Source organism: Tetragenococcus halophilus (assembly GCF_001712815.1).
In the GTDB taxonomy this organism is placed as follows: domain Bacteria; phylum Bacillota; class Bacilli; order Lactobacillales; family Enterococcaceae; genus Tetragenococcus; species Tetragenococcus halophilus.
Window position 1 is genome coordinate 88,303 of the sequence record NZ_CP012047.1, and the last position, 16,693, is coordinate 104,995.

Genomic DNA, 16,693 nt, shown 5'->3' on the forward strand with positions numbered 1-16,693 from the left:
CAGCTGAATGCTACTAGTGTGTTCAGCTGCTTGTTTTTAATAAATAGCTTCTAAACTAATTTCACCAGAAGAAAGAGTTTTAACCCCTTGGCTGGTCTGGACGATCAGTTCTCCAGTATCAGAGATTTCTGTAGCCTTCCCGCTATAAGTGACCCCTTGTTGCTTAAACTGCACTCTTTTACCTAATACAAATGATTTTTTACGATAAATATTGATATATTCTTTATCAGGTAAAGCCTCAAGTAATTCAAAAAAGTATTGCCAAATTAATTGAATCAATTGGTTGCGTGTTATAAGAGGAGCTTTTTGAGAAAAAATAGCGCCAGCTTTTGTCTGTATATTTTCAGGGAAACTTTGGGCGGGAATTGAAAAATTAATACCACAACCTAAGGTTACATGTTTAATACGTCCAGTTTCAAAATCACTGGTTGCTTCAGATAAAATACCGCAGATTTTTTTCCCGTCTAAATAAATATCATTCACCCATTTAATTTGTGTTTGTTTCCCCGTGTAATGGTCGATTGCTAAACTCACAGCAACGGCAGCCAAAATTGTATATTGGGGTAATTCTTCAAAAGTTTGGTTGGGCGTTAATAATAAACTCATATAGATTTGTCCAGCAGGTGAAAAAAATGGTCGACCAAAACGGCCATGTCCTCCTAGTTGTTTTTCTGCAATGAAAAGAGCGGGTGTTGGTTGTTGGGCCATAGCGGCAACTTTAGCATCATCCATTGTTGAATTAGTTTCTTCTTTAATAAAGATGGAGGACGTCGGCAAAGCTTGGCTACTTATCAACTCTTTTTCAAGAACGTCTGAAGTTAAATAGCGATATCCATTAGGGAGATGCTCAATCTGATAACCCATTTTTTCTAATTCTCGTACAGCTTTCCAAACAGCCGTACGAGAAACTTCTAAGTTGTTGGCTAGTTTTTCACCAGAGATAATTCCCTTATCCTGTCTCAGAATAGTTAATATTTGTTGTTTGGTTGAACCCATGAGTACAAACCTTCCTCTATAAACTTTTTTACTAAGTATATCGATTTAAAAATGATTACACAATCAAGAAATGTCATTATAAAAAAGTTTATCCAAAACCTTGACGAATATATTGGAATTATGTATAATAAATAGATGCAAAAACTATCTGAAAATAATGAGCAGGAACGAAATATTGTCCGTTCCGGCTTGGGAATAAAGAAACAAAAGTAGAAACTCATGAATATGTTGTTCTATTTTTGGTTTTTTTTTGCCTAAAGTTCGCAAAAAATGCTTGATGTTACTCAAATTTAACATTTGTAATCAAAATGTAACATTTTAGATAGCTTTTTTGGAAGACTTTTTAAGGGGTGAACAACTTGGCTGGACACGTAGTAAAGTACGGAAATTATCGTGAACGTAGAAGTTTCTCACGAATCAGTGAAGTACTGGAATTACCGAATTTGATCGAAGTTCAAACTGACTCTTATCAATGGTTCTTAGATGAAGGATTAAGAGAGATGTTTGAAGATATATTGCCAATTGATGACTTTAATGGAAACCTTTCATTGGAATTTGTGGACTATGAATTAAAGACCCCAAAATATACAGTGGAAGAAGCACGTTCACATGACGCAAATTATTCTGCGCCGTTACAGGTTACATTACGCTTGACCAATCGTGAAACAGGGGAAATTAAGTCACAAGAAGTATTTTTTGGTGATTTTCCGTTAATGACAGAACAAGGTACTTTTATTGTTAATGGGGCAGAGCGAGTAATTGTTTCTCAATTAGTCCGCTCTCCAGGCGTCTATTTTAGCAGTAAAGTAGATAAAAATGGTAGGGAAGGTTTTGGTTCTACTGTTATTCCTAACCGTGGTGCATGGTTGGAAATGGAAACAGATGCTAAAAACATATCTTACGTTAGAATTGACCGTACGCGTAAAATCCCTATGACTGTTTTAGTTCGGGCTTTAGGTTTTGGTTCTGATGATACGATTTTAGATATCTTCGGAGATAATGATTCTCTACGTAATACGATTGAAAAAGACTTACACAAAACAGCGACGGATTCAAGAACAGAAGAAGGATTAAAAGATATTTACGAACGCTTGCGTCCGGGTGAACCTAAAACAGCGGATAGTTCAAGAAGTCTTTTAAATGCTCGTTTCTTTGACCCGCGTCGTTATAATTTGGCTGCTGTGGGTCGCTATAAGATGAATAAAAAATTAGACTTGAAAACACGGTTATTAAACCTCACTTTAGCCGAAACATTGGCTGATCCTGAAACTGGTGAGATTATTCTGGAAAAAGGAACAGAAATCACCAATCAGATTATGGAAGATACTTTAGCTGAATATATCGATAATGGTTTAAATACTGTTACTTATTATCCATCCGAAGATGGTGTTGTAACTGACCCAATGAATATTCAAGTATTTAAGGTGTTTTCTCCTAATGATCCTGATCAAGATGTAAACGTGATTGGCAATGGCCTACCTGAATCAAATGTTCGGACGATTCTTCCAGCAGATATTGTTGCTTCAATGAGTTACTTCTTTAATTTAATGGAAGGTATCGGGATCACAGATGATATCGACCATTTAGGAAATCGTCGTATTCGTTCTGTAGGTGAATTATTGCAAAATCAATTTCGTATCGGACTAGCTCGGATGGAACGTGTGGTTCGTGAACGTATGTCTATTCAAGATACAGATACATTGACACCGCAACAATTAATTAACATTCGCCCGGTGGTAGCTAGTATTAAAGAATTTTTCGGTTCTTCACAGTTGTCACAATTTATGGATCAAACCAATCCATTAGGCGAGTTAACGCATAAACGACGTTTATCTGCTTTAGGCCCTGGTGGTCTGACACGTGACAGAGCTGGTTATGAAGTAAGAGACGTTCACTATTCTCACTATGGTCGGATGTGCCCGATTGAAACACCAGAAGGACCTAATATTGGTTTGATCAATAGTTTGGCTTCTTATGCAAAAGTTAATCGATATGGTTTTATTGAAACACCTTATCGTCGCGTTGATCGTACAACAGGTCGTGTGACTGAGCAAATTGATTATTTAACAGCTGATATCGAAGATAACTATGTAGTAGCACAAGCAAACAGTCCATTAAATGAAGATGGAACATTTGCAGAAGATGTTGTTATGGCTCGTGCTACAAGTGAAAATCTTGAAGTTTCTACAGATAAAGTCGACTATATGGACGTATCTCCAAAACAAGTCGTTTCAGTAGCTACAGCTTGTATTCCGTTCTTGGAAAATGATGACTCAAACCGTGCTTTAATGGGTGCAAACATGCAGCGACAAGCAGTGCCGCTAATTAATCCACGTTCGCCTTGGGTAGGTACTGGTATGGAATATACTTCAGCACATGATTCAGGCGCTGCTCTGTTATGTAAAGCAGCTGGTATTGCTGAATATGTAGATGCAACAGAAATTCGCGTACGTCGTGATAACGGTGCATTGGATATTTATCATATTACAAAATTCCGTCGTTCTAACTCAGGAACAAGTTATAACCAACGTCCTTTGGTTCAACAAGGTGAAAAAGTTGAAAAAGGTGATATCTTAGCTGATGGCCCTTCAATGGAAAATGGCGAAATGGCATTAGGTCAAAACGTTGTTGTTGGCTTTATGACCTGGGAAGGTTATAACTATGAAGATGCGGTTATCATGAGCCGTCGTTTAGTTAAAGATGACGTTTATACTTCTGTTCATATCGAAGAATATGAGTCAGAAGCTCGTGATACGAAATTAGGCCCAGAAGAAATCACACGTGAAATTCCTAATGTTGGTGAAGATGCATTAAAAGATCTTGATGAAATGGGCATTGTCCGAATTGGTGCTGAAGTCCGTGATGGAGATCTTTTGGTCGGAAAAGTAACACCAAAAGGAGTCACCGAATTATCGGCAGAAGAACGTTTATTGCATGCTATATTTGGTGAAAAAGCTCGTGAAGTTCGTGATACTTCACTTAGAGTGCCTCACGGTGGCGGCGGAATCATTCACGATGTGAAGATCTTTACTCGCGAAGCTGGAGATGAATTATCGCCTGGAGTGAATATGCTCGTTCGGGTTTACATTGTACAAAAACGTAAAATTCAAGAAGGCGATAAAATGTCTGGTCGTCACGGAAATAAAGGGGTTGTCTCTCGTATTATGCCCGAAGAAGACATGCCTTTCTTACCAGACGGAACACCAATTGATATTATGTTAAACCCACTAGGTGTTCCATCTCGGATGAACATCGGACAAGTATTAGAATTGCACTTGGGAATGGCCGCTAGACAATTAGGTATTCATGTAGCTACGCCAGTTTTTGACGGAGCAAATGATAGTGATGTTTGGGAAACTGTGGAAGAAGCAGGTATGGCAAAAGATGCTAAAACAGTGCTATATGATGGACGTACTGGTGAACCGTTTGATGGTAGAGTTTCTGTAGGCGTAATGTATATGATCAAATTGGCTCACATGGTTGATGATAAATTACATGCTCGCTCAATTGGCCCTTACTCATTAGTAACGCAACAACCACTTGGTGGTAAAGCACAATTTGGTGGTCAACGCTTTGGTGAAATGGAAGTTTGGGCACTAGAGGCTTATGGTGCTGCTTATACCCTACAAGAAATCTTAACCTACAAGTCAGATGATGTAGTAGGACGGGTAAAAACCTATGAAGCCATTGTCAAAGGGGAACCTATTCCAAAACCAGGTGTTCCTGAATCCTTCCGTGTGTTAGTTAAAGAATTGCAATCACTTGGATTGGATATGCGCGTTCTAGATAACGAAAATGAAGAAGTAGAATTACGCGATATGGATGACGAGGACGATGATTTAATCACTGTAGATGCCTTAGAAAAATTTGCTGAAAAACAAAATGCTGAAAAAGTAGAAACAGATGCTGCAAGCAAAGAACCAGAAAAGAAACAATTGGATGAAGAAAACAATCCAGCAGATGCTCCTGTAGATTAATTAAAATCATCTTTTTAGAAGAAACAGGGTTGCTATTTATAAAAATATTTTTATAAATAGCTGTCCGTTTTTTCAAAGTTACTTACATTTTCTGATCGAAGTTGCGAATTGAAATGGAGGGAACCCTTTTTGATCGATGTAAATAAATTCGAAAATATGCAAATAGGCTTGGCTTCTCCCGAAAAAATTAGAAGCTGGTCTTATGGCGAAGTCAAAAAACCTGAGACCATTAACTATCGTACGTTAAAACCTGAACGTGAGGGTTTATTTGATGAGCGTATTTTCGGTCCTACAAAAGACTGGGAATGTGCTTGTGGAAAGTACAAGCGAATCCGTTATAAGGGTATTGTTTGCGATCGTTGTGGGGTAGAAGTAACACGTTCAAAAGTTCGTCGTGAACGAATGGGACATATTGAACTAGCTGCTCCTGTATCTCATATCTGGTACTTTAAAGGTATCCCATCTCGTATGGGGCTTGTTTTAGACATGAGTCCACGCGCATTAGAAGAAATTATCTATTTTGCTTCTTATGCTGTTATTGACCCAGGTAATACCAGCTTAGAAAAGAAACAATTGTTGACTGAGCGTGAATATCGTGAAAAACGCGAACAATATGGACAAGAATTTAACGCTGCAATGGGTGCTGATGCGATCAGACAACTATTGGAAAGCGTAGATTTAGATAGTGAAGCAGATGAACTAAAAGAAACCTTGAAAACTGCTTCGGGTCAAAAAAGGACAAGAGCTATTCGCCGTTTGGATATCTTGGAAGCTTTCCGTACGTCTGGAAATGAACCAAGCTGGATGGTAATGGACGTTGTCCCAATTGTACCGCCAGATTTACGACCAATGGTACAATTAGAAGGTGGACGTTTTGCTACTTCTGATTTAAACGATTTATATCGTCGTGTTATTAACCGTAATAACCGATTGAAACGTTTGTTGGATTTAAACGCACCTAATATTATTGTTCAAAATGAAAAACGTATGTTGCAAGAAGCAGTTGACGCTTTGATCGATAATGGTCGTCGTGGTCGTCCTGTTGCAGGACCAGGAAATCGTCCGTTGAAGTCTCTTTCTCATATGCTAAAGGGAAAACAAGGACGCTTCCGTCAAAACCTATTAGGTAAACGGGTAGACTATTCTGGACGTTCAGTTATCTGTGTTGGACCATTTTTGAAAATGTATCAATGTGGATTGCCAAAAGAAATGGCAATAGAATTATTTAAGCCATTTGTTATGAGAGAATTAGTTAAACGTGAATTAGCTTCTAACGTAAAAAATGCTAAACGTAAAATTGAAAGACAAGAAGACGATGTGTGGGACGTATTAGAAGATGTTATTAAAGAGCATCCTGTACTATTAAACCGCGCACCTACGCTTCACCGTCTAGGTATTCAAGCTTTTGAACCTGTATTAGTAGAAGGACGCGCTATTCGTTTGCATCCTCTAGCTTGTGAAGCTTACAATGCTGACTTTGACGGGGACCAAATGGCTGTTCACGTACCTCTAAGTGAAGAAGCCCAAGCTGAAGCTCGAGTAATGATGTTAGCTGCTCAACATATTTTGAATCCAAAAGATGGAAAACCAGTTGTTACGCCATCACAAGACATGGTTTTAGGGAACTACTACTTAACATTAGAAGAAGCAGAACGCGAAGGAGAAGGTATGATTCTTCGTGACATGAACGAAGCAGTCACTGCTTGGAAAAATGGCTACGTTCACTTGCATTCTCGTGTAGCAGTTGATCCTGAACGTTTAGGTGGTAAGCCATTGACAGACTTCCAAAAAGGTCGTTTGATGGTGACAACTGTTGGTAAAATTATCTTTAATACCATTATGCCAGCAGAATTCCCTTACTTGAATGAACCAACTGATTTTAATTTAACCGTGCAAACGCCGGATAAATACTTCATTGATGCTGGGACAGATATTCCTGCTCACATTAAAGAGCAAGATTTGATAGAACCATTCAAAAAAGATAATTTGGAAGATATTATCGCTGAAGTTTTTAAACGGTTTAAGGTAACCGAAACTTCACGTATGCTTGACCGTATGAAAGATCTAGGTTATAGTCATTCCACTCATGCTGGTATTACGGTTGGTATTTCTGATATTACTGTTTTACAAGAAAAAGAAGAACTTATTAATGAAGCGCACAAACAAGTTGCTACTGTTTCAAAACAGTTCCGTCGTGGTTTGATTACTGATGATGAACGTTATGAACGAGTGATTGATATTTGGAATGAAGCCAAAGATAATATTCAATTGAAATTATCGAAATCTCTTGGTAACCAAAACCCAATTTATATGATGTCTGACTCGGGTGCCCGCGGGAATATTTCTAACTTTACCCAACTTGCTGGAATGCGGGGCTTGATGGCAGCTCCAAGTGGTCAGATCATGGAATTACCGATTATTTCTAACTTCCGTGAAGGCTTAACTGTTTTGGAAATGTTCATTTCTACTCACGGTGCACGTAAAGGTATGACTGATACAGCCTTGAAGACTGCGGACTCAGGTTACTTGACACGTCGTTTAGTGGATGTAGCACAAGATGTGATTGTTCGAGAAGACGATTGTGGAACAGATCGTGGCCTTGAAATCGAAGCGATTAAAGAAGGTAATGAAATTATTGAGCCTTTGGAAGAACGTCTCGTAGGTCGTTATACAAGCAAGGCTGTTTACCATCCTGAAACTGGGGAAGTAATTGTTGAAGCCAATGACTTAATTAATGAAGTTGAAGCTAAACAAATTGTAAATGCTGGTATTGAAAAAGTAACAATTCGTTCAGCATTTACTTGTAATAGTAAGCATGGCGTTTGTCGTCTTTGCTATGGACGTAACTTGGCTACTGGTAATGAAGTAGAAGTTGGGGAAGCCGTAGGTACTGTTGCTGCACAATCTATTGGTGAACCTGGTACCCAATTAACAATGCGTACTTTCCATACTGGTGGTGTTGCTGGTGATGATATTACTCAAGGGCTACCACGTATACAAGAAATTTTTGAAGCACGTAACCCTAAAGGGGAAGCAGTGGTCACTGAAGTAACAGGAGAAGTTACTGAAGTAGCTGAGGATGCCGCTACTCGTACAAAAGAAGTTACAGTTACTGGCGAAACGGATACACGGACTTATACGGTGCCGTATACTGCACGTATGAAAATTTCTGAAGGAGATCACATCCATCGTGGAGCACCGTTAACAGAAGGTTCTATCGATCCGAAACACTTATTGCAAGTGCGTGATGTACTTTCTGTAGAAAATTATCTGTTACGTGAAGTACAACGTGTTTATCGTATGCAAGGGGTAGAAATTAGTGACAAGCACGTTGAAGTTATGGTCCGTCAAATGTTGCGCAAGGTTCGTGTCATGGATCCAGGGGATACAGATATTCTACCTGGTACTATGATGGATATTGCAGACTTTAGAGATCAAAATTATAATGTCTTAGTTACTGGTGGCATTCCTGCAACTTCTCGTCCAGTACTCCTTGGTATTACGAAGGCTTCTCTGGAAACTAACAGCTTCTTATCAGCTGCTTCCTTCCAAGAAACGACTCGTGTGCTAACAGATGCTGCAATTCGCGGTAAACAAGATCCACTTCTTGGTCTAAAAGAAAATGTTATTATTGGTAAGACTATCCCAGCTGGTACCGGGATGCCTCGTTACCGTAATATGGAACCTAAAGAAGTAAATACAGCTAGCGAAAATGTTTATAGTATTTCTGATATTGAAGCACAAATGGCTGCAGAAGATGCATTAAATGAAACACAAAGCTAATGTGAATAAAAGATACACTTTGTAATTACTGCAAAGTGTATCTTTTTTTTGGCACTGGGATTTTTTTGAACATTTAAATGGCATAGAGGGTTATACCGCTAAGCATGGTCGTAACCAGAAACTTCTTGCTCAAGCAGCTCCTGATTATCATATTCGTGTTATTGATCGGGATTCTTTTAATAAAGATCATCCCTTTTTAAATGATTTTTCTTTTTTAAAAGAAAAGTTAGGAAAGGATGAAAATGTTATTGCTAAAATCCTAGTCCGAATATGATTTTGCGCCAAGAGTTACTAGCAAGTGATGATACATCAAGAATTCATCATATATATTTGGATTTGACTGACTTTTACCATGATTTGGCACAAACTTATAAAGACGTTATTAAAGCTTATTATGAAAAAGGATGTCGTTACTTACAATTTGATGACACCAACTGGGCATTTTTAGCGGATGCTGATAAAAGAAAAGCATTACAAGAGAGAGGAATTAATCCAAAAAAAGTCGATCGAATTTGTAGGGATATTATTAACGAAGCCTTGGAGGACAAACCCAAAGATCTAACACTGACAACCCATATTTGTCGAGGAAATCATGCTTCTTCTTGGTTATTTTCAGGAGGCTATGAGCCAATCGCTGAAGAATTGTTTGCCACAAATTATGATGGTTTTTTCCTAGAGTATGATTCAGACCGTGCGGGTGATTTTGCCCCTTTACGTTATTGGAATAACAAAGATAGTAAAATTGTTTTAGGTCTAGTAACTTCAAAATTTCCGGAATTAGAAAGTAAAGAAGAAATAAAGAAAAGAATTAAAGAGGCCTCAGCTTACATTCCATTAGAAAATTTAAGTATTAGTCCGCAATGTGGTTTTGCTTCCTCTGAAAAGGGAAATCGTCTGTCTGAACGAGAACAATGGGAAAAAATAAAATTGTTCCAAGAAGCCGCTGCAGATGTTTGGCAGCTATAAAAATTAGTAAGAGGTGCAAAAAAGCAAGACTTGACAAGCAAAATTTAAACATGCTATTATGTCAACATTATATAAAATTCCTGTGATTTAGAGAGTAAACTTTAAACTTTCTCAGAGAAGCGCTGGCAGGTGAGAAGTGCTGATGGTAAGAAGTTGAAGATGACTAAGGAGGAACTTTTGGCGATAAGTAGCTAAAAGCGGAAGGTTCTATCGATAAAAAGAACAGCCGATAAAGTAAGTGTTGGTTTGAGTGTTTAAAAGGTGGTACCGCGGTGAAGTCGCCCTTTTGTCAGTATTATGCTGGCAAAAGGGCTTTTTTTATTAATCATTTTGAGGAGGAGAGCATATGAATACTTTTGAACAAGTAGAGATTCCATTTACGGTAGATCATGTCGGAAGTTTTTTGCGTCCAGAACGTTTAAAAACAGCAAGAAAAGATTATTTTAATGAAGAGATAACAAAAAAAGAGTTACGGAACATTGAGGACAAAGAAATAGAAAAGTTAGTCGAAAAAGAAAAAAAGGTCGGCTTACATGGAATCACTGATGGGGAATTTCGTCGTGGTTTTTGGCATCTGGACTTTTTAGAACATCTTAATGGTGTGGAAGGTTATGTTCCTGAAGGGGGGTATAATCAGCAATTTCATGGGAAAGCGGCTCCTTCTTACAATATTCGTGTAACCGACCGAATTTCTTTTAATGAAGAACATCCATTTTTAGAGGATTTTATTTTCTTAAAAGAGAAAGTCGGAGGTGATAAAAACACAATTGCCAAGGCTTCTGTACCTAGCCCTAATATGATTTTACGTCAGGAGTTATTAGCAAATGATGGTACAACAAAAATTTATGAGATATACCCTGACTTAAAGGACTTTTATCATGATTTGGCACAAACTTATAAAGACGTTATTAAAGCTTATTATGAAAAAGGATGTCGTTACTTACAATTTGATGACACCAACTGGGCATTTTTAGCAGATGCTGATAAAAGAAAAGCGCTACAAAAACAAGGAATCGATCCCAAAAATATTGCTCGAATTTGTGCCGAAATCATTAACGAAGCCTTGGAGGACAAACCCAAAGATCTAACACTGACAACCCATATTTGTCGAGGAAATCATGCTTCTTCTTGGTTATTTTCAGGAGGCTATGAGCCAATCGCTGAAGAATTGTTTGCCACAAATTATGATGGTTTTTTCCTAGAGTATGATTCAGACCGTGCGGGTGATTTTGCCCCTTTACGTTACTGGAATAACAAAAATAGTAAAATTGTTTTAGGGTTGGTTACATCTAAATTCCCAGAATTGGAAAGTAAGGAAGAGATAAAATCCAGAATTAAAGAAGCCACAGCGTATGTTCCACTGGAAAATTTAAGTATCAGTCCGCAATGTGGATTTGCTTCAACAGAGGAAGGGAACCGTCTGACTGAACAAGAACAATGGGAAAAAATTAACTTATTACAAGAAGTTGCTGCGGATGTTTGGCAATAATAAAAAAAGAAAGATAATTCAATAAAAAACTGAATTATCTTTCTTTTTTTATTTGTACACGCTAAAATACAAATAGATGAATTATAGTAAGGTGAAGAGCAATGAAGAAAATTTTGATTGTAGAAGATGATAATAATATCAATAACCTGTTAAACGACTTACTCGAAACTGATTATGACGTAACGCAAGCTTTTGCTGGGTCCGAGGCTAGGCGACTTTTAGCGGATGAAAGGTTCGACCTTATTTTGTTGGATTTGATGCTGCCAGGGCTTAGTGGTGAAGAATTAATTGCTGAAATTCGTTTAACAAATGCTACGCCCATTATTGTTATCACTGCCAAAAATGAACCTAGTGTCTTATCTGAAGTATTTGAAGCAGGCGCTAATGACTACATAGCTAAACCTTTTAATACCGTTGAAGTGACAGCCAGGATAAAAAATCAGTTGCGCAGTCGTACAATCGATGAAACTAATGGGACTATCTTAACGGTGGGTAAAATTAAAATGAATGATGAAACACGAGAAGTCTATTATCAAGACCAACTGATAACATTGACGCAAAAAGAGTATGAATTATTAAAATGTTTTTTACAACATCCTAAAAAAGTATTTACCAAGGCAAACTTATATGAAACGATCTGGCAAGAACCCTATTTTGGGGATGATAATACTATTACAGTTCATATTTCTCGTTTACGTAATAAATTTCAAATATTTACAGAAGAAGAAGTGATTAAAACGATTTGGGGCGTGGGTTTTCAACTAAATACTTAGTTAATTTAATACTTTTGTAAGATTTACGAAAGAGTTTTGAAAATTCTCCTTACTAGGATAAAAGTATACTCAAAAAATTAAAGGAGAGTAAGTATGGAAAACCTACTGAGCACTCATGCTGTGACAAAGACTTATGGGAAACAAGACGCTTTGCGCGATGTTTCCATTCATGTCAGACCTGGAGAAGTATACGGCCTGGTTGGCAAAAATGGTGCGGGAAAATCGACTTTATTTAAAGTAATCATGGGTCTGGCGGTACAAGACAGTGGCGAGGTATCGATTTATGATCAACCTTCTATCGAGAATTTAGAAGGTTCCCAAAAAAACATCGGCTTTATGTATGGTTCACAATTTTTTCCCTATCTAAATGCTCGAAAAAATTTAACTTATACTTGTAAACTTAAAGGAATCACTGATAAAACAGAAGTCGATCGTGTGTTGAAATTAGTCGAATTGGATAAAGTGAAAAAGAAAGTTAAAACATTTTCTATGGGAATGAAACAACGTTTAAATATTGCCAATGCTTTAGTGGGTAAGCCTGATTTAATTATTATGGATGAGCCAATCAATGGTTTGGACCCTCAAGGTATTGCTAGTTTTAGAATGCTAGTGCAAAAATTGAATCGTGAACAGGAAATTACTTTTTTACTCTCTTCACATATTTTGGGAGAATTAGGGATAATGGCGTCGCGTTTTGGTTTTATTCATGATGGCGAGTTGTTAAGTGAAATCGATCAAAACACTTTATTAGAAAAAACAGAGGACCAAGTGATTATCAAAGTAGATAACCCAGAAAAAGCGGCCTATCTATTAGAGGAACAGCTGACTCCTTTAGATTATGTAGTGAATGGTGATAAGGAAATTATTCTTTCTGACCATATTGATGAAACAAATAAAATTGCAAAAATTTTAGTAGATGGTGGGCTTGAATTATATAAATTGACCCCCCATCAACAAACTTTGGAGGAGTATTATCTTTCTCTTATTCATCAAGGGGGTCAAGAAAATGTTTAATTATATTAAAGCGGATCTTTATCGGATTTTTCATAAACGAAGTAACCAGTTGTATTGGTTGATTTTGGCAGCTTTATTTTTAACTTTTGTCATTTTTGGCTCGGGAAATGCGAATTTTGCGGATAATACCAGTGAACTTACAGAGATGTATTTTTCCGTAGCAGTGATGCCTCTTTCTTTTTTGGGACCCTTGGTCATAAGTCCTCAGTTTTATTATGCAGTTTACTTAGATGAACTTAATAACAAAGGTTTTGTTCGTCTATTTAGTTCAGGTTTACGTAAAAGTGAGTATATTGTAGCAAAAATTATTAGTTCGCTAGTTTATATGCTTGCTGTGTTTCTCTTCTTAGCCATTGCCTATCTTGGCGGATTTGCTATACTTGCATTATTAAATAATGGGGCGCCCTTTTTTACAATGAGTCAAATTGAAGTCTTGCTTAGTTTAGTCGCCTATCTAGCTTTATTTACCATTGCTTTTTCTTCATTGACTAATATAATTACTTTGAAATGGCAGGGTGGCAATATTCCGTTATTTCTATTTTTCATTATTTCAAATGGTATTATAGGCAATCTTATTAGATGGGTAAATCATGCACGAATTTTACGCAATTTTAATTTCAGTCCTTATTTACTTTCAACAAATACTGGAAAACTACAAGAGACTTTGCGAAACGGAATTTTTTATGGGCAACAAGGGCAACCCGCTAATCGACCACCAAGTGCACAAGCAGCTCTGGAAACAATAGAGTCAATTGGATCACTGCCTTTTATTATTATAGGTGTTTATATTATTGTAACGACGGTTATTTCATTTTTTATATTGAAACATTCGGATGTCAAAGATAATTAGTAGGTGAGTTTTGTGATATGGATTTTGTATATTAGTATTGGCATTAACTTATTGCTGATCTTAGCTTGGATTTTTTACTATCGTGAATTAAAAGATATGATTTTACAAGTTAAAGCAATTAAGCAAGGAAACTCTCGTGCTCCTTTGAAAAGGGTCGGGGTATCAAAACGTCATCTTCAACTAGTAGAAGAAGTGAACGAATTGGTAGACTCTTTTAATCAAACTTCAAAAGAAAATAAGCGAATGGCTAAACAAAGCAAGGAAATGATCGCTTCAATTTCCCATGACTTTAGGACGCCGTTGACCTCAATGATCGGATATATACAAATGATGGATACATCCGAGATGAGTGCGCGTGATTTAAAATATTTAACTATTATTGAAGAGCGTACGCAGCTGATTTCGTCACTTATTGACGAATTCTACTTGCTCAGTTTGTTGGATGCCAATGACTATAAAATTCAAGAAGAAGCAGTGAATCCTATTACACTAATTCAAGAACAAGTGGCGCAGTACTATGAAGAATTAACAGCGGCCTTTGAGGATATTAATATTGATTTAACAGAGGAGAGAATAGTGCTTCAGACAAGTCGCATTGATTTGGAACGAATTATACAAAACTTGATTAAAAACGCCTTTACTCATGGCACACAGTATTTTCATATTCGTTTAGAAAAGCAGGAAGAACGACTACGCTTTGTTTTTGAAAATAAGATACTAGAAGACCAAAAAATGGACATTACTCGTTTATTTGATCGTAACTATCAGAGTGAACCAGCACGACAGAGAGAGAGTTCAGGACTGGGTTTAGCTATTGCAAAGCAGTTGTCGGAAAAATTAAATTTTTCTTTGAATACGCAGTTACAAGGAGATTTATTACAATTTTACTTAGATATTTACTTAGATTCTTGGAAAATTCGAAACTTTTAAATTGGAAATATGTAAAAAAACAGATAGGATTTCTGCTTATCTGGTTTTTGCATACTTTTAAAATTTATTGCGGCACCAATTAAATTCGCGTTATTTTGATAATGCCTGTTTCTAACTTCAGGAAGTATTTCGGCTACGCCTTTCTTTATTTAACGTAGAGCTACCTTTTAAATGAAGATATCAATTTATTTCTTTTATTATATTAGTGGGTTATCACCTTGACATTTTCCTCAGTCTTGTCTATACTATTCACAAATCACACGTAAAGCAATGATAGAGAAGAGTAGCTGATGCATTTGTTAAAAGAGAACCCGGATGGTGAGAAAGGGAGCAAATAATAGACAGTGAAGATGAACTCTGAGCTTTTTATTCAGTTGACGCTGAATAAACGGAAATAGCAGCCGATATACTGCCGGGTATCTAAGGTACCGTTGAGGCATTGACTGTAAGGTTTATGCGAATAAGGGTGGTAACGCGAAAGTCTTCGTCCCTTTGTTTATCATAAATGGTAAGCAAAGGGATGGAGATTTTTTTATCTCTAAAAAATTTTTAGGAGGAAGCTAAAATGGCGGAAGTAGAAAGTTTTACATTGGATCATACGAAGGTAAAAGCACCGTATGTGCGTTTGATTGGAAAAGAAAATGGTAAAAAAGGTGACGTTATTTCTAATTATGATCTACGTTTCTTACAACCAAATGAAAAGGAATTGCCAACTGCTGGTATGCACACAATTGAACACTTATTAGCTGATTTATTACGAGATCGTCTAGAAGGTATTATTGATTGCTCTCCTTTTGGTTGCCGTACCGGTTTTCATTTAATCATCTGGGGTGAATATTCAGCAACAGAGGTTGCCCAAGCATTAACTGAATCTCTTAAAACTATCGCTTATGAAACAAAATGGGAAGATGTGCAAGGTGTCGATATTACTAGCTGTGGTAATTATCGTGATCATTCCCTATTTTCTGCAAAAGAATACGCTAAACTTATCTTAGAAGATGGCATTAGCGACGATCCTTTTGAACGTCATGTAGTTTAGGAGGTATTGTTGATGTATTTTCCTGAGTTAAAAGAGCAGGTTGTTTTAGTCATCGGCGCTTTTCAAGGTATTGGAAAAAGTGTGTTGGAGACTTTTCAGAAAGAAGAAGCTACCGTTATTGCTTGTGACATTGCCTTTGAAGAAGTAAAGTTGACGAAAATCGCTACAGATTTTTATAAAATGCATTTGGATATTGCCGAAGAAGAAGAAGTTATCCAATTAACTCAGCAATTAGAAGAAAAACATTTAGTACCTGATGTACTTGTTCATGTCGCAGGCATATCTACTGTAGATTTTCTCACTGAAAGTAGGACTACCGATTTTGATAAAGTACAAGCGGTAAATACACGTGGTGCTTATCTTACTAGCAAATATGTAACAGCTTTAATGCAAACTCACGATAATAATGGTCGGGTAATTTTTGTTGCTTCACAGGCCGGGAAAAATGGCTATAAAGGCATGTCTGGTTATGTTTCATCGAAGCATGCAGTCCTAGGCTTATGTAAAACTTTAGCCTTAGAAGTTGCGCCTAACAATATCTTGGTAAATGCCGTTTGTCCCGGAATTGTTGAAACACCGATGAAACATAGAGAGCGTGTTGAAGGTGGAGAAATTCGAGGCATGTCTGCCCAAGAGGTATTAGAAGAAGATCAGAGTCAAGTGCCATTGGGACGTACTGGGACTACACAAGATGTTGCTAATGTCATTTTATTTTTAGCAAGTCCATTGGCTAGTTATATGACAGGTCAAGCAATTAACGTAACTGGCGGTATGACGATGACCTAAAGCACGAAAAAAAGCGGTAATCTGATATTTCCGCTTTTTTTATAAAATCGAAGGAAGTAAAAACAACTTTCCTTCTTTTTATGCAAAATC

At 37.1% G+C, this 16,693-nt stretch carries 10 protein-coding genes, 1 pseudogene and 1 other annotated feature; of the genes and pseudogenes, 10 read left to right on the top strand and 1 reads right to left on the bottom strand.

The window, feature by feature from the left end:
* Positions 1-36 precede the first annotated feature (36 nt).
* Positions 37-996 carry a biotin--[acetyl-CoA-carboxylase] ligase gene (locus AC806_RS00395; protein ID WP_069028495.1) on the bottom strand — a complete coding sequence of 320 codons (960 nt, stop codon included), beginning with the start codon at positions 994-996 and terminating at the stop codon, positions 37-39.
* Positions 997-1,355: 359 nt separating this feature from the next.
* Between AC806_RS00395 and rpoB the strand changes: the two genes are divergently transcribed.
* From rpoB to AC806_RS00445, 10 genes and pseudogenes are all read left to right on the top strand, one after another.
* Complete coding sequence (gene rpoB / locus AC806_RS00400; protein ID WP_069028496.1) at positions 1,356-4,973, top strand: DNA-directed RNA polymerase subunit beta; 3,618 nt, start codon at positions 1,356-1,358, stop codon at positions 4,971-4,973.
* Between the two features lie 129 nt (positions 4,974-5,102).
* A complete protein-coding gene (rpoC, locus tag AC806_RS00405; RefSeq protein ID WP_014123479.1) occupies positions 5,103-8,756 on the top strand; it encodes a DNA-directed RNA polymerase subunit beta' in 3,654 nt (1,217 codons plus the stop codon).
* 46 nt (positions 8,757-8,802) lie between these two features.
* Positions 8,803-9,722: pseudogene (locus AC806_RS00410) on the top strand (5-methyltetrahydropteroyltriglutamate--homocysteine S-methyltransferase); the annotation flags it as partial.
* Between the two features lie 73 nt (positions 9,723-9,795).
* Positions 9,796-10,011 (top strand) — a binding site (T-box leader).
* Between the two features lie 57 nt (positions 10,012-10,068).
* Positions 10,069-11,211 carry a 5-methyltetrahydropteroyltriglutamate--homocysteine S-methyltransferase gene (locus AC806_RS00415; protein WP_069028498.1) on the top strand — a complete coding sequence of 381 codons (1,143 nt, stop codon included), beginning with the start codon at positions 10,069-10,071 and terminating at the stop codon, positions 11,209-11,211.
* Between the two features lie 101 nt (positions 11,212-11,312).
* Positions 11,313-11,984, top strand: coding sequence for a response regulator transcription factor (locus AC806_RS00420; RefSeq protein WP_069028499.1), 672 nt, complete (start codon positions 11,313-11,315; stop codon positions 11,982-11,984).
* A 93-nt stretch (positions 11,985-12,077) separates the two neighbouring features.
* Positions 12,078-12,998 carry an ATP-binding cassette domain-containing protein gene (locus AC806_RS00425; protein WP_069028500.1) on the top strand — a complete coding sequence of 307 codons (921 nt, stop codon included), beginning with the start codon at positions 12,078-12,080 and terminating at the stop codon, positions 12,996-12,998.
* The gene (locus AC806_RS00430) at positions 12,991-13,848 is read left to right on the top strand and encodes an ABC transporter permease (protein ID WP_069028501.1); all 858 of its coding nucleotides are present in this window, start codon (positions 12,991-12,993) and stop codon (positions 13,846-13,848) included. Before AC806_RS00425 ends, AC806_RS00430 begins: the two co-directional genes overlap by 8 nt.
* Before the next feature lie 12 nt (positions 13,849-13,860).
* A complete protein-coding gene (locus tag AC806_RS00435) occupies positions 13,861-14,778 on the top strand; it encodes a sensor histidine kinase (RefSeq protein WP_069028502.1) in 918 nt (305 codons plus the stop codon).
* A gap of 565 nt (positions 14,779-15,343) precedes the next feature.
* Positions 15,344-15,817, top strand: a complete 474-nt coding sequence (locus AC806_RS00440) for an S-ribosylhomocysteine lyase (RefSeq protein ID WP_014123488.1) — start codon at positions 15,344-15,346, stop codon at positions 15,815-15,817.
* 12 nt (positions 15,818-15,829) lie between these two features.
* Positions 15,830-16,603, top strand: a complete 774-nt coding sequence (locus AC806_RS00445) for an SDR family NAD(P)-dependent oxidoreductase (protein ID WP_069028503.1) — start codon at positions 15,830-15,832, stop codon at positions 16,601-16,603.
* The last annotated feature ends 90 nt before the right edge of the window (positions 16,604-16,693 follow it).

Coding starts and splice junctions, on each gene's coding strand:
- AC806_RS00415 (WP_069028498.1), top strand. CDS start 10,069: ATGAATACTTTTGAACAAGTAGAGATTCCATTTACGGTAGATCATGTC.
- AC806_RS00440 (WP_014123488.1), top strand. CDS start 15,344: ATGGCGGAAGTAGAAAGTTTTACATTGGATCATACGAAGGTAAAAGCA.
- AC806_RS00420 (WP_069028499.1), top strand. CDS start 11,313: ATGAAGAAAATTTTGATTGTAGAAGATGATAATAATATCAATAACCTG.
- AC806_RS00430 (WP_069028501.1), top strand. CDS start 12,991: ATGTTTAATTATATTAAAGCGGATCTTTATCGGATTTTTCATAAACGA.
- AC806_RS00395 (WP_069028495.1), bottom strand. CDS start 996: ATGGGTTCAACCAAACAACAAATATTAACTATTCTGAGACAGGATAAG.
- AC806_RS00425 (WP_069028500.1), top strand. CDS start 12,078: ATGGAAAACCTACTGAGCACTCATGCTGTGACAAAGACTTATGGGAAA.
- AC806_RS00445 (WP_069028503.1), top strand. CDS start 15,830: ATGTATTTTCCTGAGTTAAAAGAGCAGGTTGTTTTAGTCATCGGCGCT.